The sequence below is a fragment of the Bradyrhizobium sp. S3.7.6 genome (assembly GCF_054061875.1).
Genome location: NZ_JBSSEQ010000001.1, coordinates 3344763 through 3365148 on the forward strand (window position 1 = coordinate 3344763; position 20386 = coordinate 3365148).

Annotated in this window: 22 protein-coding genes and 1 pseudogene; 20 read left to right on the forward strand and 3 right to left on the reverse strand. The window is 61.9% G+C overall.

Annotated elements, in window-relative coordinates; translation table 11 throughout:
- The first annotated feature begins 492 nt into the window (after window positions 1-492).
- Window positions 493-813: a DUF736 domain-containing protein gene (locus ACVJ5M_RS15815; RefSeq protein ID WP_027562526.1), complete on the forward strand. Its 321-nt coding sequence runs from the start codon at window positions 493-495 to the stop codon at window positions 811-813.
- A gap of 96 nt (window positions 814-909) precedes the next feature.
- Here ACVJ5M_RS15815 and ACVJ5M_RS15820 read toward each other — a convergent pair whose 3' ends face one another.
- On the reverse strand, window positions 910-1146 hold the full coding sequence (locus ACVJ5M_RS15820) for a helix-turn-helix domain-containing protein (RefSeq protein WP_231142579.1): 237 nt from the start codon (window positions 1144-1146) through the stop codon (window positions 910-912).
- Window positions 1147-1291: 145 nt separating this feature from the next.
- On the opposite strand from ACVJ5M_RS15820, the gene ACVJ5M_RS15825 reads away from it, so the two are divergent.
- The 12 genes and pseudogenes from ACVJ5M_RS15825 (at window position 1292) to ACVJ5M_RS15880 (ending at window position 12030) form a co-directional block, all read left to right on the forward strand.
- On the forward strand, window positions 1292-1564 hold the full coding sequence (locus tag ACVJ5M_RS15825; protein ID WP_231142578.1) for a DUF2285 domain-containing protein: 273 nt from the start codon (window positions 1292-1294) through the stop codon (window positions 1562-1564).
- A gap of 165 nt (window positions 1565-1729) precedes the next feature.
- Window positions 1730-1924: a transcriptional regulator domain-containing protein gene (locus ACVJ5M_RS15830; protein WP_231142577.1), complete on the forward strand. Its 195-nt coding sequence runs from the start codon at window positions 1730-1732 to the stop codon at window positions 1922-1924.
- A gap of 169 nt (window positions 1925-2093) precedes the next feature.
- Window positions 2094-2504 (forward strand): DUF2285 domain-containing protein, encoded by a 411-nt coding sequence (locus tag ACVJ5M_RS15835; RefSeq protein WP_231142575.1) that lies wholly within the window; start codon window positions 2094-2096, stop codon window positions 2502-2504.
- A gap of 131 nt (window positions 2505-2635) precedes the next feature.
- Window positions 2636-2917: a helix-turn-helix transcriptional regulator gene (locus tag ACVJ5M_RS15840; RefSeq protein WP_219685450.1), complete on the forward strand. Its 282-nt coding sequence runs from the start codon at window positions 2636-2638 to the stop codon at window positions 2915-2917.
- 21 nt (window positions 2918-2938) lie between these two features.
- The gene (locus tag ACVJ5M_RS15845; RefSeq protein WP_283017192.1) at window positions 2939-3820 is read left to right on the forward strand and encodes a replication initiator protein A; all 882 of its coding nucleotides are present in this window, start codon (window positions 2939-2941) and stop codon (window positions 3818-3820) included.
- Between the two features lie 433 nt (window positions 3821-4253).
- Entirely contained in the window at window positions 4254-4718 is a 465-nt protein-coding gene (locus tag ACVJ5M_RS15850; RefSeq protein ID WP_231142572.1) for a DUF2840 domain-containing protein, read from the forward strand.
- The gene (locus ACVJ5M_RS15855) at window positions 4715-5227 is read left to right on the forward strand and encodes a S26 family signal peptidase (protein ID WP_231142571.1); all 513 of its coding nucleotides are present in this window, start codon (window positions 4715-4717) and stop codon (window positions 5225-5227) included. Before ACVJ5M_RS15850 ends, ACVJ5M_RS15855 begins: the two co-directional genes overlap by 4 nt.
- Window positions 5224-6111, forward strand: a complete 888-nt coding sequence (locus ACVJ5M_RS15860; protein WP_283017191.1) for a lytic transglycosylase domain-containing protein — start codon at window positions 5224-5226, stop codon at window positions 6109-6111. The genes ACVJ5M_RS15855 and ACVJ5M_RS15860 overlap by 4 nt, the downstream gene beginning before the upstream one ends.
- 250 nt (window positions 6112-6361) lie before the next feature.
- Window positions 6362-8125 carry a relaxase/mobilization nuclease domain-containing protein gene (locus tag ACVJ5M_RS15865; RefSeq protein ID WP_231142565.1) on the forward strand — a complete coding sequence of 588 codons (1764 nt, stop codon included), beginning with the start codon at window positions 6362-6364 and terminating at the stop codon, window positions 8123-8125.
- Window positions 8126-8161: 36 nt separating this feature from the next.
- Window positions 8162-10148, forward strand: a pseudogene (locus tag ACVJ5M_RS15870) (conjugal transfer protein TraG).
- Between the two features lie 6 nt (window positions 10149-10154).
- Window positions 10155-10583, forward strand: coding sequence for a CopG family transcriptional regulator (locus ACVJ5M_RS15875; protein WP_018454780.1), 429 nt, complete (start codon window positions 10155-10157; stop codon window positions 10581-10583).
- A 112-nt stretch (window positions 10584-10695) separates the two neighbouring features.
- The gene (locus ACVJ5M_RS15880; protein WP_231142561.1) at window positions 10696-12030 is read left to right on the forward strand and encodes an MFS transporter; all 1335 of its coding nucleotides are present in this window, start codon (window positions 10696-10698) and stop codon (window positions 12028-12030) included.
- A 10-nt stretch (window positions 12031-12040) separates the two neighbouring features.
- Here ACVJ5M_RS15880 and ACVJ5M_RS15885 read toward each other — a convergent pair whose 3' ends face one another.
- Window positions 12041-13360 (reverse strand): type II toxin-antitoxin system HipA family toxin, encoded by a 1320-nt coding sequence (locus ACVJ5M_RS15885; RefSeq protein ID WP_231142560.1) that lies wholly within the window; start codon window positions 13358-13360, stop codon window positions 12041-12043.
- Window positions 13360-13611 carry a helix-turn-helix domain-containing protein gene (locus tag ACVJ5M_RS15890; protein WP_231142559.1) on the reverse strand — a complete coding sequence of 84 codons (252 nt, stop codon included), beginning with the start codon at window positions 13609-13611 and terminating at the stop codon, window positions 13360-13362. Before ACVJ5M_RS15890 ends, ACVJ5M_RS15885 begins: the two co-directional genes overlap by 1 nt.
- 441 nt (window positions 13612-14052) lie before the next feature.
- On the opposite strand from ACVJ5M_RS15890, the gene trbB reads away from it, so the two are divergent.
- Genes trbB through trbL form a run of 7 tightly spaced genes read left to right on the forward strand, consistent with a single transcriptional unit; the run spans window position 14053 to window position 20317 of the window.
- A complete protein-coding gene (gene trbB, locus ACVJ5M_RS15895; RefSeq protein ID WP_231145347.1) occupies window positions 14053-14967 on the forward strand; it encodes a P-type conjugative transfer ATPase TrbB in 915 nt (304 codons plus the stop codon).
- 1 nt (window position 14968) lies between these two features.
- A complete protein-coding gene (locus tag ACVJ5M_RS15900; RefSeq protein WP_219685390.1) occupies window positions 14969-15292 on the forward strand; it encodes a TrbC/VirB2 family protein in 324 nt (107 codons plus the stop codon).
- The gene (locus tag ACVJ5M_RS15905; protein ID WP_231142558.1) at window positions 15292-15555 is read left to right on the forward strand and encodes a VirB3 family type IV secretion system protein; all 264 of its coding nucleotides are present in this window, start codon (window positions 15292-15294) and stop codon (window positions 15553-15555) included. Before ACVJ5M_RS15900 ends, ACVJ5M_RS15905 begins: the two co-directional genes overlap by 1 nt.
- 10 nt (window positions 15556-15565) lie before the next feature.
- Window positions 15566-18007, forward strand: a complete 2442-nt coding sequence (gene trbE, locus ACVJ5M_RS15910) for a conjugal transfer protein TrbE (RefSeq protein ID WP_354100427.1) — start codon at window positions 15566-15568, stop codon at window positions 18005-18007.
- On the forward strand, window positions 18004-18735 hold the full coding sequence (gene trbJ, locus ACVJ5M_RS15915; protein ID WP_231142556.1) for a P-type conjugative transfer protein TrbJ: 732 nt from the start codon (window positions 18004-18006) through the stop codon (window positions 18733-18735). The genes trbE and trbJ overlap by 4 nt, the downstream gene beginning before the upstream one ends.
- Window positions 18735-19091, forward strand: coding sequence for a putative entry exclusion protein TrbK-alt (trbK-alt, locus tag ACVJ5M_RS15920; protein WP_231142549.1), 357 nt, complete (start codon window positions 18735-18737; stop codon window positions 19089-19091). Before trbJ ends, trbK-alt begins: the two co-directional genes overlap by 1 nt.
- Complete coding sequence (trbL, locus tag ACVJ5M_RS15925) at window positions 19088-20317, forward strand: P-type conjugative transfer protein TrbL (protein ID WP_354100422.1); 1230 nt, start codon at window positions 19088-19090, stop codon at window positions 20315-20317. Before trbK-alt ends, trbL begins: the two co-directional genes overlap by 4 nt.
- Window positions 20318-20386 lie beyond the last annotated feature (69 nt).

Below are 20386 nucleotides of genomic sequence, written 5' to 3' on the forward strand. Positions count from 1 at the left end.
GGGCGTCGAGCTTGAGCGAGAGGTAACCGCACTTCTCGTCGGGGCGTCTCTAAGCAAGCCGTGGCAATCTCTATCTGATCCACTTAGTTGCGTGGAGCGCCGTGCTCGATCATTCGTTCCGAGACGATACCGCCCTATGCGGCAGATTGTTTCTCTTTGTGCGCCGAACGTACCGACCTCTTGTTCAGCATAACCGAGATTCGCCAAATCTTCTCCCAAGATTGCGGTTCAGCACGCGGACGCACGTGGCCTCTTTGATGGCTTGATCTGGCCGAAGACCGGCTACGCCTCGATCGTCTGAGCCGCAACGCCGTTGCTGCGACTTTCTTCCCCTGGGCTTTGCCCATTCCTCGCGAGGCAAGAAAGTCGCCGCAACGACGTCCTCCGCTGCACTCCGGCCCTCGAGCGGGTGCGTCGCCGATCGTCTTCCGCCTGCAGACCGCCATCGAGGCCGCGGTGGTCGCGGGCTCGAAACACAACAGGAGAAGTGACATGGCTAACATTGGTTCTTTCAAGAAGGTCGGCAACGATTTCCAGGGCGAGATCGTCACCCTGAGCCTGCAAGCCAAGGGCGTCCGTATCGTCGCCGAGACTAACCGATCCAACGACAACGCTCCCAGCCACCGCATCTACGTGGGCCGAGCGGAGATCGGCGCAGCTTGGTCGAAGCGCTCCGAAGAGGGCCGCGATTACCTCTCGCTCAAGCTCGATGATCCCTCGTTCAACGCGCCGATCTACGCCAACCTGTTCGATGATGAAGGCGGCGAGGGCTACACCTTGCTCTGGTCGCGGCCCCGCAAGAGCGGCGAGTAGACCCTCCGCCAAACCCCGTCCGGTCCGCCGGGCGGGGCTTCTCATTCCAGTGCGCATCAGCCGGCACCTGCCAAAGGACCGAGCGGCTCGCATGAGCTATTCGACTTGGTCCCGTGTCTTTCGCTTGGGACGAGCCAGCAGGTCGGAAGCCTCTACACCCAGGCTACGCGCCAACCGATCGACAACGTCGATACCCGCCGCATATACGCTTCGTTCGAGCGCGCTGATATAGGTGCGGTCAATATCCGCCCTGTGGGCCAACTCCTCCTGGGACAAACCGCGCGCCTGTCGGAGCTTCCGCAAATTGATTGCAAGTACCTCGCGTATGTCCATACGCGAGAGGGCACGTCCTTGAAGAGTATTTCACCACGGAGTATTCTCGACAAAATGCGCAAGCCTGGTCGTGCAACTGGATGTTAACGCTTCGACCTCTTCCGGCCTGCGTGTTAGAAGTTGTCCAATCTAAGGCACGGAGTTTATGAAGAATCCGCCGCTTGATCCCGATGTCGCTGACGCCGCGCCCACAGACCAGATCCTGACGGCGTACGACGAACAGCATGTCGTCACGTACATTCGCCTTCTGCAGGCGGAGGGCGAGGGGGCGGACTGGCGCGAAGTGGCTCGAGTGGTCTTGCATATGGACTCAGCGCGAGAGCCGGACCGTGCGCGGAGCGCATATCAGAGTCATCTTGCGCGCGCCAAATGGGTGACTGAGCAGGGGCGTCTCTTACGCGGAACCGACTCAAAATAGAAGAAAGCCGCCGACTGGCGACTTGCAGGCAGAACTATTTTCTTCCGTTATCCGGTGGTCATTCCAGTGCACCACGTGGTGCCAAACTAGGGGCTTCCTACAACCGCATCGTTTATAATTATTGCGCCGCAATCCTTGTTAGCTGCATGCAATGGGGCGGAAGCAATGCCTGAGTTCGACTGGCGGTCGCCGGATTCGTTTAAGAGCCTAGAGAACGCTGAGATCACTGAAATCGCCTGGGTAGGTCTTCGTATGAACGTGGACTACCAACGTGACTACGATGCGATTATCGCTAACAACTCAGATGGCGCGGTGACTGAGGAATTCAGGAGGAGGTGGGGCCTCTGCTTTCGCCCATGACCCGCAGAGGTCGTTCCACGAGCAGACGATCTTTTGGGCGCCTGAGGTTCTCCCGACCGTCGTCCCGGTCACTGTAACCGCTTCAACGCCTGGTCAAAGCCCAACGCCTCAGCCGCCGCTGGATCTTGCATCTGGCCAGGTGCGCCGTGCCGCTGACGGCTGGCATGCCGTGCTGAAAATCGGTCCGGTGGAGCATCGCATCTGGTCGAAACAGCCGCTGACCGCGGGCGCTCGCTATGCGGCCGAGTTGCCGTTTGACCGCGATTTCGAGGCGCGCGCGCATGCAGCCACGCGGCTGTGGCGCGCGATGAATGGACGCGCGCCAGGACCTCCGTTTCATCGCGTGCCCAAACAGCGGCGCGAACGACTGTGCGCAGCCCTTCGCGCGGTCTCCGCGTATCTCGCCGGCGCGACTTATCGCAGCATCGCAGAAGCTCTATTTGGCAACGCTCGCATATCGGATCGTGCCTGGAAAACACACGATCTGCGCAGCCGAATCCGTCGCCTTGTACAAAGCGGCCTCGCATTTGTGCGCGGAGGCTATCGCAAGCTGCTTCGGCCCAGGCGCAGGGACGAGTAGCGCCCTTGCTGGGGTGCCGAAAATCGACCCCTCGATATTCGGCATCCCCCTCCGAGAACTTGCTTCTCCATGATGACCGCACATACGCCGACGCCGCCATGCGCGGTGCGTCGTCACCTTGGAGTGCTCAAATGCCCGATGCGATGACCGGACTGCCCCCGCGCTTCCTGCGTACACCGGAGGCCGCGCGGTATCTTGGTCTCTCGGGACGCACGCTCGAGAAGCACCGCACGTACGGTACCGGGCCGACCTATCGCAAGATCGGCGGACGTGTCGTCTACGCCGTGGACGATCTGAAAGCCTGGGCTGACCTGGGCGCGAAGACATCGACGTCTGACCCCGGGAAGGGGACCGTGCTGCCGGCCAAGAAGCATCCGGTGCTGCGCCCATATGCGGGCCAGGAACGTCGCTGATCGCGGGCGAGAGCAGTGACCATGCGGCGCAAACAACATTCCGAGCGCGACCAGCTGGAACTCTTTCGGGCGTTGCCCGGCGATCTCGCGCCCCGCGATGCGCAGGATCTCATGGCTTACCCGTTCTTCTCGCTCGCAAAAACAAAGCGCATTGTGCCAATCGATTTCTATGCCGGTACGATCGCGATTCGTGTCGAAGCCGTGCCGGAACACGGCATGGCAACCATTTGGGATGCCGATGTTCTGATCTGGGCTGCGTCCCAGATCGTCGAAGCGCGTGACGCCGGCTTGAAGACGTCACGCCTGATGGCTGCAACGCCCTACGAGATCCTGACGTTCGTCGGTCGCGGCACCAGCGCGCGCGACTATGACCGGCTGAAGGCTGGTCTCGACAGACTTCAGTCAACGACCGTGCTGACCTCGATCCGGCAGCCGACAGAACGACGACGGCATCGCTTCTCCTGGATCAACGAGTGGAAGGAAACGACCGATGCAAATGGCCGGCCGTTTGGGCTCGAGCTGATCCTGCCGGATTGGTTCTATGCCGGCGTCATTGATGATGCGCTCGTGCTGATGATCGATCGCGCCTACTTCGATCCGACGGGCGGACTTGAGCGGTGGCTCTACCGGCTCGTGCGCAAGCACGGTGGCCGACAGGACGGCGGCTGGAGCTTTGATCTTGCGCACCTCCATGCCAAGTCCGGCATCCTCTTCCCGCTAAAGCATTTTGCCTACGACGTACGTCAGATCGTGCAGCGTCAGACATTGCCGGGCTATCGGCTCGTGCTCACGCGCGATCCTGATGGCACCGAGCGGCTCAACTTTGCGCCTACGCCTGTCGATCCCTTAACGGCACGCCTGCGCCGGCGCGGACTCATTCCAAATTCGGAGGACAACCTGTGAATCAGCTCGTGCTATCGGGGACTGCAACCCTCGTGCTATCGGGGACCCGATCCTCGTGCTATCGGGGACCGGAATCGAGCATAAGTACTTGTTTCCCGTGGCTTTCCAGCCGCTCTAACTTGGAGCGACACGTCAAGCCCTGCACAGAAGTCCATCATGCGCCTCCACCGCCGACCGCCGGACCGCACCGCGCGTTCCGTTCGCGAATCGCTGTGCAGCATTTTCGCAACAGCACGGCCGGCGAGGGGGCACAGGTCAGTACCCCGGCTAACCAGAAATCCTTCGGACTTCTTCTAACGGAACAGACCACAAACAGCATCGGAGTCAACTGGCAGTGGCAGGCCGTCAATCCTGCTTGTCCGCAGAAGCCGTACAGGTGCTTCACCGCCCCCAAAGCCTACGGCGCCCCCTTTAAGTCTCGGGGAGCGGCGGCATGAGCGATCTCACCGAAGTAGAAGTGTTGTGGCTCGAGAAGCGCATCGAAAACCGCGTTCGGTTCGGTCGTATCGTCAAGGAACGGAAGCTTGATCGCCATCGGCGTGTCCTGTTATTTGCGCCCGGCAGCATCTTTGCCTTCGTCCGTTGGACGTCCAATGACTTTGGTGCGATCATTTCGCGGATCGACATCCTGCGCGCGGTCGCTCCGGGACAGCGCTGCTCGACCGTCCCTTATGTGACACCCGGTGGAGAGATTTTGCTGCGGCTCTCCGGTTGGCCGAAGGTCGAGCGCGTGCTGCAGATGATCGGTGCCGTTGAGGCACTCGGCATCGATCCCGCTGATGTCGCGCCTGATCATTGGCATCACGTTCATAACCGCCTGTCCGTCAACGAAAACCCGCGTCCTTACACGAAGGCACGCCACCATGCGTGGCTCCATCGCCAAAGAGTAATGCGATGACGAGCCGCCTGATGACGCTGACCACGATGTCTGCGGTTGCTGCCGCCCTTGTCACGACAATCTTTCTGGAGCCTCTTCCGCTCTACATCTGGAATGCATCGACGAGCGTACCTATCGGTCTCTATCGCTTGCGATCGGCAAAACTCTTTCATGTCACAGAGCTGGTCGCCATTCAGCCGCCGGAACCACTTGCGACCTCTCTAGACCTGAACGGCTATCTGCCGGTCGGCGTCCCCATGCTCAAGCGGGTCTTGGCGCTGCCGGGGCAGACGGTCTGCAGAAGCGGTCTCACTATTTCCGTGAATGAAATTGAAGTCGGCCAGGCCCGGGATCGTGACGGACGCGGCCGGCCGCTGCCGAAATGGCAGGGCTGCCGAGTCGTCGGGGAGGGCGAGCTCTTTCTCATGAATTGGCAGTCGGATGACTCCCTTGACGGCCGATATTTTGGATTTCTTCCGGCGTCGGGCGTGATCGGCCGTGCCCTCCCGGTGTGGACGTGGGAGGAGTGATCGTGCGTATTCTACGTTTCCGTCCTTCCATTCCTCTGTTCGATCAAGTGCAGGACCATTCCTCCGTCCCGGCCAAAGCTTGCAAGGCCGACGCGCGCAGAGGCGGTCCAGGGCGACCGAAAGGCCGGCGCGAAGCTGCTTTACCCGGGACGGGCGCGAGCGCGCCGGCACGCTTGCATTTGTCCGAGATGAGCCTGTGCGCTGCCGTACTGCTGTTCGTGGCACTGACCGAGACCAACGCTGCTGCTCTCGCCGAGACGCGACCGGCAGACCCTACAGCGAGTTATCGAACTGGCAATTCATTTGCGGATTTCGTTGAGGCCGCCTCGCGTCGTTTCGGCATCCCGGTGGGCTGGATACTGGCAGTCATAGACGTCGAAAGCGCCGGAGAGGTGCGCGCCAAGTCACCCAGGGGCGCCATGGGGTTGATGCAGATCATGCCGGAAACCTGGGCGGAGCTGCGTCTGCGGTACGAACTCGGCAACGATCCCTATGATCCTCATGACAACCTACTTGCAGGTACGGCGTACCTGCGCGAACTGCGCGACCGTTACGGTGCGCCGGGCTTGTTTGCAGCCTACAACGCGGGGCCTGCTCGTTACGATGAGCGTCTCGCCGGCCGCCCATTGCCAGTAGAGACCGAAGCCTATCTGCGGAAGCTCGCGCCAGTCATCGGCAGCGACCTTACTACTTCCAGCGCAGTCGCTCGTCTGCGGTCATCCGCGGGAGCGCTCTTCGTTGTGCGGCCTGAAAGCCCAATGAGCGCTGCCAGGCGTCCACTGAAACGGGCTCCGACGATTGCCTCCGTCCACGACATCTCCGCCATTGTGCCACGGACAGCAGGGTTGTTCGTCGCGAGATCTGATGCGGGAGGCTCGCAATGACTGAATGCGCAAGCTGGCATGCATTGGCGTGCTCTGGAGAAGAATGGAGGGAATGGGGAGAGCAGTGGGAAGGCACGACAGCAGGACGGCGAGATAAAAGGGGCTCGCCGGTCGAACCGCAAGCCATTGACATGGCTTGGGTCCTGGCGTGCCGGTCGGTCGAGGCGCGTGCCGCGCCTTCGGTTTTCAACAATGCAATCAGAACGATTTTCGGCACTGTAGGCATTTTTGCTCGCTCGGAGCGCTGGGGATGACAACAGGTGACAGCGAACTGCGCATCCGGCCCGGGCGCATCCGCAACACCCGCGCGCCGAAGCCCAAGAGCTTCATCAACCAGGTGCTGCGGGCGGCGAAGAAAGCAGGACACACATCGAGTCAGGCCGCCGCTGGCAGGCGTTCTGCCGTCTACGGGCGCTCGACCTTTGGCCGCGGCAGACTCGGTTTCAGCCGCGCCAGATTGTTCAGCCCGACGCGGCGCGTTTTGGTAAAGGCGCGCGTGGTTCGGCACAAAGGGCGAGCCTTCCGTTCAGCCCCCCTGACCGCCCACCTCTCATATCTGAAGCGCGACGGCGCGACTCGAAGCGGCGAGAGAGCCGAGGTGTTCGATGCCGGCAACGACCGTGCCGAGAGCGCGGCCTTTGCTGAGCGGTGCAAGGACGACCGGCACCATTTCCGGTTCATCGTCTCACCCGAGGATGCCGGCGACATGACCGACCTGAGGGCGTTCACCCGCGACTTTGCCAGGCAGATGGAGACCGATCTCGGCACGCTGCTCGATTGGGTGGCTGTCGATCATTGGAATACCGACAACCCTCACGTCCATCTGCTCGTTCGGGGAGTAGATCAGGAAGGGGCCGATCTCGTGATCTCCCGCGACTACATCAGCCAGGGCCTGCGCTCCCGCGCCGAGGAACTGGTTGCGATCGAACTCGGTCCAAAGCCCGATCACGAGATCTATACTTCCCTGGAAAGCGAAGTAACAGTGGAACGATGGACGCGGCTCGATCGCGAGATCCGGCTGGCGGCGGATGAGACTGGCTATATCGATCTCCGCCCCGAGAATCCCGGCAAGTCTGATCCCGAGATCCGGCGCCTGATGGTCGGTCGCCTTCAACATCTGGAGAAGATGGGCCTTGCCTCGTCAGTCGCGGCCGGGGAATGGATGGTGGGGCTCGAGGCCGAACGTAGCTTGCGCGACCTCGGCATGCGCGGCGACATCATCAAGACCATGCACCGCGCCTTTACCGAGCGTGGAGAAGCGCGCGGCGTTGCCGACTTCGTCATCGAAGGTGGACAGCCTTCGTCCCAGATCATCGGACGGCTGGTCGATCGGGGATTGCACGATGAGCTGACGGGTGAGGCTTACGCCCTGATCGATGGAACTGACGGACGCGCCCACCACGTCCGCTTGCGAGGGATCGAGGCCTTCGAACATGCACCGCCGATCGGCGGAATCGTCGAAGTCCGACGCTTCGGTCAAGCCGGCGACGTGCACCCCACCTTAGTCCTCGCGACCCGTTCCGATCTCGGCCTTGGAAGCCAGATCACCGCAAAAGGCGCGACCTGGCTCGACCACAGGCTCGTCGAACGCGACCCCATGCCGCTTGCCATGGGCGGATTTGGCCGTGAGACCCGCGACGCCATGGAAGCCCGTTCCGAGCATCTGGTTCAGGAAGGTCTGGCGCGGCGGCAGGGCCAACGCATCATCTTCCAGCGCGGCCTTCTGGACACCTTGCGCCGACGTGAACTGGACGAGGTGGCCGCAAAAGTCTCCGCCGACACCGGCCTGCCTCACGTGATGGCGGCCCTTGGGGAGCATGTGGCAGGTGCGTATCGCCAGCGCCTGACGCTCTCCTCGGGGCGCTTCGCCATGATCGATAACGGCCTCGCCTTCCAACTCGTGCCTTGGTCGCGCGACCTCGAGAGGAGGCTCGGCCAGCACGTCACCGGTGTGGTGAAGGACGGCGGCGGCATCGAATGGGGCTTTGGCCGCAAGCGCGACCTCGGCCTCTAGCATTCTCTCCAATGCAATTGCGGAAGGGCGTTAGTGATGTCCGGAACCAAAATCCTCTGGGGACAGGTGATCGTTGTCGGCCTGATCGTCTTGCTCGCCATTTTGGGGAGCAACCGAGTGGACGGCGTGGCGCCTGGCCTTTCAGCCCGAGCTTGGCCAGCCCTGGTTCGAGCTGTCGGGCTTCAAGGTCTATTATCCGCCCGTCTTCTTCTGGTGGTGGTTTGTCTTTGATGCCTATGCGCCGCAGGTCTTTGTCGAGGGGGCCTTCATCGCAACATCAGGGACCTTCGTGTCGATCGCGGCGGCGATCGGCATGTCGATCTGGCGTGCGCGCGAAGCCAGGAACGTTGAGACCTATGGTTCGGCGCGCTGGGCTGATGCAGAAGAGGTTCGAGCGGCCGGACTTCTCGGCCCGGATGGTGTGGTGCTAGGCAAACTTGACAGGGGCTACCTTCGCCATGACGGACCGGAACACGTACTGTGTTTCGCACCAACCCGCTCCGGCAAGGGTGTCGGCCTCGTCGTTCCCTCGCTGCTGGGCTGGCCGGGTTCGGCCATCGTTCACGACATCAAGGGCGAGAACTGGCAACTGACCGCGGGCTTTCGCGCGCGGCATGGCCGCGTCCTGTTGTTCGACCCGACCAACCCGAAATCCTCGGCCTACAATCCACTGCTCGAGGTGCGGCGCGGTGAGTGGGAGGTTCGAGACGTTCAGAACGTGGCGGACGTTCTGGTCGACCCCGAAGGCTCGCTCGATAAGCGAAACCATTGGGAGAAGACCAGTCATTCGCTCCTTGTCGGCGCCATTCTCCATGTCCTCTATGCCGAGGCGGATAAGACCCTGGCCGGCGTTGCCGCCTTTCTGTCCGACCCGAAGCGGCCGATCGAAGCGACGCTGAAGGCGATGATGACCACCTCGCATCTTGGCGAGCAGGGTGCTCATCCCGTGGTCGCCTCGACCGCCCGCGAACTCCTCAACAAATCCGAGAACGAACGCTCAGGCGTCCTGTCCACCGCGATGTCGTTCCTTGGGCTGTACCGCGATCCCGTCGTGGCACAGGTGACCTGCCGGTGTGACTGGCGGATCGCCGACCTGATCTCCGATCGCAGTCCGACGACGCTCTATCTAGTGGTGCCGCCCTCCGATATCTCTCGGACCAAGCCGCTGATCCGCTTGGTGCTGAACCAGATTGGCCGACGCCTGACCGAGGATCTGCACGCCCGCGACCGCCGGCATCGCGTCCTGATGATGCTCGACGAGTTCCCGGCGCTTGGGCGGCTTGATTTCTTCGAGTCCGCCCTCGCTTTCATGGCGGGGTACGGCATCAAGAGTTTCTTGATCGCGCAGTCGCTCAATCAGATCGAGAAGGCCTATGGGCCTAACAATGCGATCCTCGATAACTGCCACGTCCGGGTCAGCTTTGCGACCAATGACGAGCGGACCGCGAAGCGTGTGTCCGATGCGCTTGGTACGGCGACCGAAATGCGGGCGATGAAGAACTATGCCGGGCACCGATTGAACCCATGGCTGGGGCATCTCATGGTCTCACGGCAGGAGACGGCAAGGCCGCTGCTGACACCAGGCGAGGTCATGCAGCTTTCGCCGTCGGACGAGATCGTCATGGTGGCGGGTACGCCGCCGATTCGAGCTCGGAAGGCTCGCTACTATGAAGATCGGCGGTTTACCGAGCGGGTCTTGCCGCCGCCCGATCCAGCCGCATCCGGCCGGTCACCGCGAACGGATGGATGGTCTGCATTGGGAGCGCCCAAGCCGGCGTCGCTTCCAACCGAAAGGGGGCGAGCGGAGGAAGATTCGGCGAATAGCGGCCTTCGTCGCGAGCCCGAACTCCCCGATCACGTCGCGATCGCCAAGGAGACGGCCGAACCGACGCCAGCCGAGGAATTTGCCGTCGTTCTTGACGACGACGAGGGCGCGGTCCGCCAGTCCCGGCTTCTCCGTCAGCAAATGCGCGGCGTCGCCCGTCAAGCCGCTATGGACCCGAATGACGGCATGGAGCTCTGAGACACTATGCGCGACCGGATGAACGTGTATTTCCCGCCGGAGCTTCTGAAGCAGGTCTCGGATCTGGCGGATCGCCAGAAGCTCTCCCGGTCTGCGATCGTGGAGGCGGCCGTTGCTTCGTTTCTGTCGCCGGATGGATCGGACAGGCGGGAGGCGGCGTTTACCCGTCGCCTGGATCGGCTGTCGCGTCAGATGCAGAGACTGGAGCGTGACGTTGGTTTGACAGCCGAGACCCTGGCCCTCTTCGTCCGTTTCTGGCTGACGGTTACGCCACCGCTACCGAACGACGCGCAGGCGGCTGCACAGGCAAAAGGCCGGGAGCGGTTTGAAGGATTTGTCGAGGCGCTCGGGCGTCGTTTGCAAAAGGGGCAGAGCTTTCTGCGTGAGATACCGGAAGATATCGTCCGTCAGGAGCCCGCCGGCGGACCTGACTGATCGCTCTCAATACGCCATCGCGCGAACCCTTCTTTTTCTACGCCAGCCTACGACCGCAGCAATTTAGCCGAGCCTATAAAAAGCTGAACGCGCTATCGGCTCGAATGAGTTGATGAGCAAGAAGGCCGGCATGCAAGTTACAAGGACGTGGCGTCTCACCGTGCGCGTATTTCTGCCGTTTGCTGCTGGCTACTATCTTTCGTACCTGTTTCGGACGATCAACGCTTTGATCGTGAGTGATCTCAGCTCGGATGCCGGGCTTGGGTCAGCCAACCTCGGACTACTTACGTCAGTCTATTTCCTGGTCTTTGCGGCGGCTCAGATCCCGGTCGGTATATTGTTGGACCGCTTTGGTCCGCGTCGGGTCCAGAGCGCGCTGCTCTGGTTCGCAGCACTGGGCGCCGGATTGTTCGCCGTATCGACCGGCTTCCTGTCGTTTTTGATCGCGCGTGCGATGATCGGGCTTGGCGTGGCGGGGGCGCTGACGGCAGGACTTAAGTCCATCATCCTTTGGTTCCCCAGGGAACGAGTTGCCTTGGTGAACGGCTACATGATCATGCTGGGATCATTAGGAGCGGTGACCGCCACGGTTCCCGTCGAACACCTGCTCGCTTGGATGGGCTGGCGGCAGCTCTTTGAAATCCTGGCAGCTGCGACCGGTGCCACAGCGATCCTCATCTATGTCGTAGTTCCTGAGCAACGCATTATCCCATCGAACGCGCCAGCTTCCGCCACCCTTGGATCCGTTTTCAGCGACAGGCGCTTCTGGCGGATAGCACCGTTGTCGGCGACTTGCGTTGGTTCAGCTTGGTCGCTGCAGGGATTGTGGGCATCACCGTGGCTTGCAGTCGTGGAGGGGCTCGATCGCGCAGGCCTCGTCAGACAGCTGTTCATCATGTCGATCGTACTCAGCGGCGGTGCCTGGTTGTTCGGTATGACGATCCATCACGTCAAACGAACAGGCCTCACGGCTGAGACGATATTCGCGATGGTGGCCGTGCTATTTATCGCAGCCGAGCTAGTCTTGATCCTGCGAGTACCTCTGCCGTCCATCTTGCCCTGGTCGGTTGTCGCAATCATCGGAACGGCAACTGTGGTCAGCTTTGCCGTGATAGCTGATTACTTTCCGTCGGAGCTTGCCGGCCGTGCCAATGGCGCCTTGAACGTCTTGCACTTTGGTTGGGCATTTCTGGCACAATATGCGACCGGACTGATCCTGGAGCAATGGTCCACGAACGATGGCCATAGGTCGATCTTGGCTTATCAAGTCGCGTTCAGTCTCGACGTAGCGCTGCAGATCGCGGCGTTGGTTTGGTTCGGGCTACCTTGGATCCAATCCTTTGCTTGCTGGATGAATTCAGTCCCTTCCACCATGCCGCTCAGTGCTTTCGACGTGTTCGAAGCAAGCATTTTCTGCGAGCAATCGGACGGCGAGGTGGAGTGGTGACCCGCGCCACCTAAGCGCCGCTCTCCGTCGTGACGAGGCTGTTGAGGCGTCGCTTGGCGCCGGTCGCGATGGATTCTGCCATCGCCTGCGGGAAATCCTTCGGCAGCTTCGCAATCGTTGCGTCGATCTTCGCGCCAGCCGTATCCGCGAGCTCTTCGATGATACCGCGAACCACGCTGTCGGGCAGGCCGCAAGTCCTTGCGGTTTGCACGAAATGTCGGCCGAGAATCGTGTGTACTACGTAGTGGCGACTATTGCCGATCGCCATGGCGAGCTTCATCTGGTTTTGCGTGATCTGCTTGGCATCGAGGCTCGGTTGCGTTGAGATGATGTCGTACAGCGGGGCGAGGACGAATCGTCCGCCGGGCGAGAGGTGGATGCTGAAATTCTTGGCGTGGCCGTCAGTAGCCGCCAGAAGCCAGAAAACGATTTGTGCCTTGAAGAAGGTCGCCTGGTCGGTCGTCGGTGTATCGCTGCCTTTGAGGAGATCAGAGATATTTCGGATGCCCGGGCCGCCGTCCGATTCGTATTTGCGCCCGGGCGGGACGGAAAGCGCCTGACAGCAATCTTCCTGTGGCAGGCGCAGAAGCCGTCCGTCGTGCGCCCATGTGCGGTCGAATCGCTCGATGGCGAGCACGCGCCGGCCCGCGAAATCAACGATGCGCGACTTGGCGACGGGCAAGTCGAGTGCGGCGACGAGCTTCAGGCAGAGATGCTCGTTTTCAACGCTGTGGGTCAGGTCGACGCCGTTCGGTAACCTGCCGATCTGCGGTTTGATGATGTGCGTGGTGGCGGTCGTACCGTGCGGCACATGCCACTTGTCCTTCCAGTAGAGAAGCGCGGTTTTTTCCTGGGCCCCAGCCAGAGAGATACGAAACTCCTGATCGGGACCGATGCCGAGCGGATTGTTGGCGAGATTGGCAAGGATCGCCGCGATGTCCTGGTCGCTCGCGACGCGAGCGTCAATCGCGCCCGCCGCTCCGGATGCCGTTCCATCCGGAAGGAATTGCAGGGCGCCGACACAGTCGCGGCCGATCGCGGAAAGCAGGCTGTAAGCATCGGCTCCGCCAGCATGCGCGCGTTCGGCGACACGCCGGCGGATGTCGTCGTTATCGGGAAGCAGGTTATCGAAGACTGCAATGACGGGGTCACCGATATAGCGGTCTTCGCGTAGAGGCATCGATACCGAGACCGGGATGGCGTTCTCCCATCCCAGCCAGGCTTCGTCGTATTGGAAATCGATGGCGCCGCTGCTCTCCCGCCGCAGCCGCCCGACCAGACGAGCGTTCAGGTAGACGTTGAGAGGCGCTCGGATAGGACGGCGTCCCATCAGAACAGATCCTCAATGGCTTTGGCCGACACCTTCGTGCGTGGTCGGAGGACCAGTTCCAGGTCGAGCGCGGCCAGCGCATCCATGAGGATGCGCAGTTGCGTCGCTGGTTCGCCGGCCTCCAGCTTCGAGACAGTCGCTTGGCGCGCGTGCATCTTGTCGCCTAGGCCGCCCTGGGTGAGTGTTTTTTGCCGGCGGTGCCGCCTAATGGCGGCGCCAAGCTGCTGCGGGGTGCGAGCGATTGTATCCATTGGAGCTTGATACGCGAACGCGTATAAAACGTCAATATACGTGGGTGCGTATATAGAGAAATATACGATATCGCGTATAGAATATTAATATACGCAATCGCGTATAGCGTTTTGACCCGATCACACCGCACGCGGACGTTGCAGTGATTGAATGAATAGCGCCGGCGCCACGGTCATTACTATGAGCGCGCATGATGAGGCCGAGTGGTGAGCAGCAACTCGCAAGCGACCCGATGCGATTGAGTAAGCCTCAAACACCGGTTCTCGGTCTTTCTTTTTCTACGCCAGTCTACGATCACCGAAAGCGCTCGTTGCGCCAAGCCCATTGGTGCCTTTTCTAATCATCCCCACCTGAGGGCCCGCTGTGGAGGTCCTCATTCGGTGGGGACGTCGGTGGCAATCCATTCCATCCAATCGGAAGCGAATTCGCGCGGTGCGCGAATGCTGCGTAGCGCGCTTGGCGCGGCGATTGCCAGCTACCTCGAGGATGAAACGATCATCGAGGTGATGCTCAACCCGGATGGGCGGTTGTGGATCGATCGGTTGTCGAGCGGCTTGATCGATACAGGCGAAACTTTGTCCGCAGCAGATGGCGAGCGCATTGTTCGCCTGGTGGCGCATCACGTCGGCGCCGAGGTGCATGCCGGCGCGCCTCGGGTCTCGGCCGAATTGCCCGGAACCGGGGAGCGCTTCGAAGGTCTCTTGCCTCCCGTCGTGGCAGCTCCGGCGTTCGCGATCCGCAAGCCCGCTGTCGCCGTCTTTACGCTCGACGACTACGTCGCCAGAGAGATCATATCCTCGAAGCAGGCCACAATCCTGAAGGGTGCGGTCGCCGCTCGTAAGAATATCCTTGTCGCCGGTGGGACATCGACCGGCAAGACAACGTTGACGAATGCGCTCCTGGCCGAGGTGGCAAAGAGCTCCGATCGGGTCGTTCTGATCGAAGACACGCGCGAACTTCAGTGCAAGGCGCCAAACCTCGTAGCATTGCGGACCAAAGATGGCGTGGCGACGCTATCGGATCTCGTTCGGTCCTCGCTGCGACTGCGTCCTGATCGTATCCCGGTTGGCGAGGTCCGCGGTGCGGAGGCACTCGATCTGCTCAAAGCTTGGGGCACCGGTCATCCTGGCGGCATCGGCACGATTCACGCGGGCACCGCGCTCGGTGCCTTGCTGCGGCTTGAGCAGCTCATCCAGGAGGCCGTCATTACGGTTCCGCGTGCCCTGATCGCCGAGACCATCAACCTCGTCGCCGTCCTTGCGGGGCGCGGCGCCGACCGTCGTCTCTCCGAACTCGCCATCGTCTCGGGGCTTGGAGCCGCCGGTGACTACAGCCTTTCATCAGCAGGAGACTGACATGCGTCTGCAATTTCGCTTTTTTCGTGGGGCATCGTTGGCGGCTTTCGGCGCGGTGCTCTTGGCGGCACCGCCGGCATGGGCCGCCGGCTCGAACATGCCGTGGGAGCAACCGCTCAATCAGATTCTGCAGTCGGTCGAGGGGCCGGTCGCCAAGATCATCGCCGTCATCATCATCGTCGTCACCGGCCTCACGCTCGCGTTCGGAGATTCCTCGGGTGGTTTCCGCAGGCTGATCCAGATCGTGTTTGGCCTGTCGATCGCGTTCGCGGCTTCGAGCTTCTTCCTGTCGTTCTTCTCCTTCGGCGGCGGCGTGGTGATCTGATGGATGAGCCGGTCGCAGGTTTTGTCGTGCCCGTCCACCGCGCGCTTACCGAGCCCATCCTGATGGGCGGTGCGCCGCGATCGGTCGCGATTGTCAACGGCACGTTGGCGACCGCCCTTGGACTCGGACTGCGGCTCTGGATCGCAGGTCTTGTCCTCTGGTTCATCGGCCACATGGCCGCCGTCTGGGCCGCCAAGCGCGATCCCGCCTTCGTCGACGTGGTGCGCCGACATCTGCGCATTCCCGGCCATCTCAACCTCTGAGTTATCGGTCATGATGAACCTTGCCGAATATCGTCATTCCAACGCGCGTCTTGCCGACTTCCTGCCTTGGGCCGCCCTGGTCGATGAGGGCATCGTCCTGAACAAGGATGGCTCGTTCCAACGAACGGCGAAATTCCGCGGCCCAGACCTCGACAGCGCAGTGCCGGCCGAACTCGTCGCCGTCGCCGGCCGTCTGAACAACGCCCTGCGCCGCCTCGGATCGGGCTGGGCCGTATTTGTCGAGGCGCAGCGCCATTTTGCGGGAGCCTATCCTCCGAGCACATTTCCGGATGCCGCATCCGCGCTGGTCGATGCAGAACGCAGGGCCCAGTTCGAAGAGGCGGGTGCACACTACGAGTCCAGTTACTTCCTGACCTTCCTCTATCTGCCACCGGAGGAGGGAGCCGCCAGGGCAGAGCGATTGCTCTATGAGGGGCGCGACCGCACCGTTGGGGCCGATGCGCGCGAGGTGCTCAGGGGATTTGTCGATCAAACCAGCCGTGTGCTGCAGCTGGTGGAAGGATTCATGCCGGAATGCGCCTGGCTCGATGACCAGGCCACGCTGACTTACCTGCACTCGACGATCTCGTCCAAACGTCATCGGGTCCGGGTGCCCGAGATTCCCATGTACATCGATGCGCTGCTGGCCGACCAGCCGCTGACCGGCGGTCTTGAGCCGATGTTGGGCTCGACCAATCTGCGGATTCTGACGATCGTCGGCTTCCCGGGCACAACGACGCCTGGAATTCTCGATGACCTCAATCGCCTGGCTTTCTCATATCGCTGGTCGACCCGCGCAATCATGCTCGACAAGACCGATGCCACAAAGCTGCTGACCAAGATTCGCCGGCAGTGGTTCACCAAGAGAAAATCGATCGGCGCCATTCTCAAGGAGGTCATGACCAACGAGGCGTCGACGCTGCTCGATACCGACGCCCACAACAAGGCGATAGACGCCGACGCGGCGCTGCAGGAACTGGGGTCGGATCAGATCGGACAAGCCTTTGTCACGGCGACGATCACCGTGTGGGATGCAGATCCCAATGCCGCCGATGAGAAGCTGCGACTGGTCGAGAAAGTCATTCAAGGGCGCGATTTCACCTGCATGATCGAGACGGTGAACGCCGTCGAAGCTTGGCTCGGCAGTCTGCCGGGGCATGTCTATGCCAATGTGCGGCAGCCGCCGGTCTCGACCCTCAACCTCGCCCATATGATTCCGATGTCGGCCGTGTGGGCGGGCGAGGCAAGGGATCTGCATTTTGGCGCTCCGCCGCTTCTGTTCGGCAAGACGGAGGGATCGACCCCGTTCCGTTTCTCGCTCCACGTCGGCGACGTCGGCCATACCCTGGTGGTGGGGCCGACAGGTGCGGGCAAGTCGGTCCTGCTGGCGCTGATGGCAATGCAATTCCGCCGTTACCCGAACTCCCAAGTGTTTGCGTTCGATTTCGGTGGCTCGATACGAGCGGCGGCGCTCGCCATGGGCGGCGATTGGCATGATCTTGGCGGCGCCTTGTCCGACGAAGGCGACCGACCCGTCGCGTTGCAGCCGCTGGCCTGGATCGACGACCCCTCCGAGCGCGGATGGGCCACGGAATGGATCGGGGCGATCCTGGCGCGGGAAAAGGTCGAGATCACCCCTGAGGTCAAGGACCATCTGTGGTCGGCGCTGACGTCTCTCGCTTCGGCGCCGAGGGAGGAACGTACGCTTACGGGCCTGTCAGTCCTCTTGCAATCGAACTCCCTGAAACGCGCCCTGCAGCCCTATTGCCTTGGCGGTCCGTCCGGACGCCTACTCGATGCTGAATTCGAGCGCCTTGGTGAGTCCTCGGTCCAGGCGTTCGAGACCGAAGGGTTGATCGGAACGAGCGCGGCCCCGGCCGTGCTGGCCTACCTGTTTCATCGCATTGGAGATCGCCTCGATGGCCGTCCCACTCTTCTCATTGTCGATGAAGGGTGGCTCGCCCTCGACGACGAGGATTTTGCCGGCCAGCTCCGGGAATGGATGAAGACGCTTCGCAAGAAGAACGCCTCCGTCATCTTTGCTACCCAATCGCTTTCGGACATCGACGGCTCGGCAATTGCGCCGGCGATCATCGAAAGCTGCCCGACGCGTCTGTTGCTGCCGAACGAGCGGGCGATCGAACCGCAGATCACTGCCATCTACCGCCGCTTCGGACTCAACGACCGCCAGATCGAGCTACTGAGCCGGGCTACACCGAAGCGGGACTACTATTGCCAGTCCCGCCGCGGCAATCGCATGTTCGAGCTCGGTCTTGGTGAGGTCGCACTCGCCTTTACGGCGGCCTCGTCCAAGACAGACCAGGCGGCTATCGAGCGCCTTCTCGCCGAGCATGGCGCTGACCGGTTCGTGCCGGCCTGGCTTCAGCACCGCGGCGTCGCCTGGGCCACGGACCTGATTCCCAGTCTCGTCAATCTGGAGAAGTCGCAATGAGGCGCCTTGGTCTATTCGCCGCCGTGGGCACGATCGCCCTTACGCTTTGCGCCACGGTACCCGCACGAGCGCAGTGGATCGTTTTCGATCCCAACAATTACGTCCAGAACGTGCTAACCGCCGCACGTGAACTGCAGCAGATCAGCAACCAGATCACCTCGTTGCAGAACGAGGCGCAGATGCTGATCAACCAGGCCAGGAATCTGGCAAGTCTGCCGTACTCCTCGCTCCAGCAATTGCAATCCTCGATCCAGCGAACCCAGCAATTGCTGGCCCAGGCCCAGCGGATTGCCTACGACGTCCAGCAGATCGATCGCGCGTTCTCGACCAGCTATGCGCCGGCGAGCGGCAACCAGTCCAGCCAGCTGCTGATCACCAATGCTCAATCACGGTGGCAGAATTCTGTCGCGGCGCTGCAGGACGCGCTCCGGGTCCAAGCTGGAGTCGTGGGCAACCTCGATACCAATCGCGTCCAGACATCGGCGCTCGTGATCTCGAGCCAGGGTGCCAGCGGCGCTCTGCAGGCGACCCAGGCCGGCAATCAGATCCTCGCGCTTCAGGCGCAGCAACTCGCCGATCTCACCGCCACTGTCGCGGCACAGGGCAGGGCACAGAGCCTTGAAGCGGCGCAGCGCGCGGCAGCTCAAGACCAGGGCCGTGAACAGCTCCGGCGGTTTCTGACGCCAGGGCAGAGCTATCAATCCCAGGACGTGCGGATGTTCCACTGATGACCGATACAGGCCCATTCAAAGCGTTGTCGTTACTCATGTCAGTCGGGGTGCTGGTCGTCGCAGGCTGCGCGATCCAGCTTCGTGGCGGAGAAAATACATCTGCGTCACCAACGGCAGAGCAGACCAAAGACGTCAATCGTTCCGAGCTTGCGCGCTGCCGCACCGTCTCTTCGGAAGATGCAGCGGACTATCAGCATTGCCAGAAGGTCTGGGCCGAAAACCGCCGTCAGTTCTTTGGCAGGCGGGACGGTGCTGCCGCTGCGGTAACCGGCGTGACACCGGCGCCAAAAGATCAGAGCCGGCTGCCGCAGGGATATCCGACCGCCGGGGTGCCCAGGGAAGATAAGCCATGACCGGCACCGGCATCATCGACCAGTTCCTTGAGACATTCACCCGCTATATCGACAACGGCTTCGGGCTTTTGGGTGGCGAGGTCGGGTATCTCGCGACAACGCTTGCCGCCATCGATATCACGCTCGCCGCGCTATTCTGGAGTTGGGGCACGGACGAAGACATCATCGCGCGTCTCGTCAAGAAAACGCTATTCGTTGGGGTCTTCGCGTATCTGATCGGCAATTGGAACAACCTCGCAAGGATGGTCTTTGAGAGCTTTGCCGGCCTCGGACTGAAGGCATCTGGCTCAAGCCTCTCCGCGTCGGACTTCCTGCGGCCGGGAAAGATTGCTCAGGTCGGGCTCGATGCCGGCAGGCCGATGCTCGACTCGATCTCGAACCTGATGGGCTACATCAGCTTCTTCGAGAATTTCGTTCAGATCGTCGTGCTCCTGTTCGCATGGATCGTGGTGCTGCTCGCCTTCTTCATTCTGGCGATCCAGCTCTTCGTCACACTGATCGAGTTCAAGCTGACGACGCTGGCCGGCTTCGTGCTCATTCCCTTTGGCTTGTTTGGCAAGACGGCCTTCGCGGCGGAGCGGGTCCTCGGCAATGTCATATCGTCCGGGATCAAGGTTTTGGTCCTGGCCGTCATCGTCGGCATTGGCTCAACCCTGTTCTCGCAGTTCACCACGGGTTTTGGCGGCGCGCAGCCTACAATCGAAGATGCGATGACCCTGGCGCTCGCGGCGCTCTCCTTGCTGGGTCTCGGCATCTTCGCTCCCGGAATCGCAAACGGCCTGGTCTCCGGCGGACCCCAGCTCGGCGCCGGCACCGCGATTGGGGCGGGCCTTGCTGCCGGCGGCGTCGTTGCGGCAGGTGCGGGCCTTGCCGCCGGCGGCGCTGGTCTCGCTGGTGGTGCGCTCGCCGGTGCGGGGCGCGGTGGGGCTGCCATGGTGAGCGGCGCATCCGCGGCGTATCGAAGCGGCGGCCTTGCGGGCGTCGCGGAGGCGGGTGGCTCGGCTGCCATGAGTCCATTGCGTCGAGCCGCGGCCGCATTCGCCGGCAGCCAGCAAGCGAGCGAGCCGGCTGCGAGTACGTCCACAGAGGGGCAACCCGATTGGGCGCGGCGCATGAAGCGCGCCCAAACCATTCGGCACGGTGCCTCGGCGGCCGGCCATGCGGTGCGCTCCGGCGATCATGGCGGCAGCGGCTCTTCTGTCGATCTCTCGGAAGGAGAGCGCTGAGAGGGAGCCAACCCGCCGGTTCGCCGGGCGCCAGCAGCGGCCTCAAACGGCACACGCGACATTCGAAAC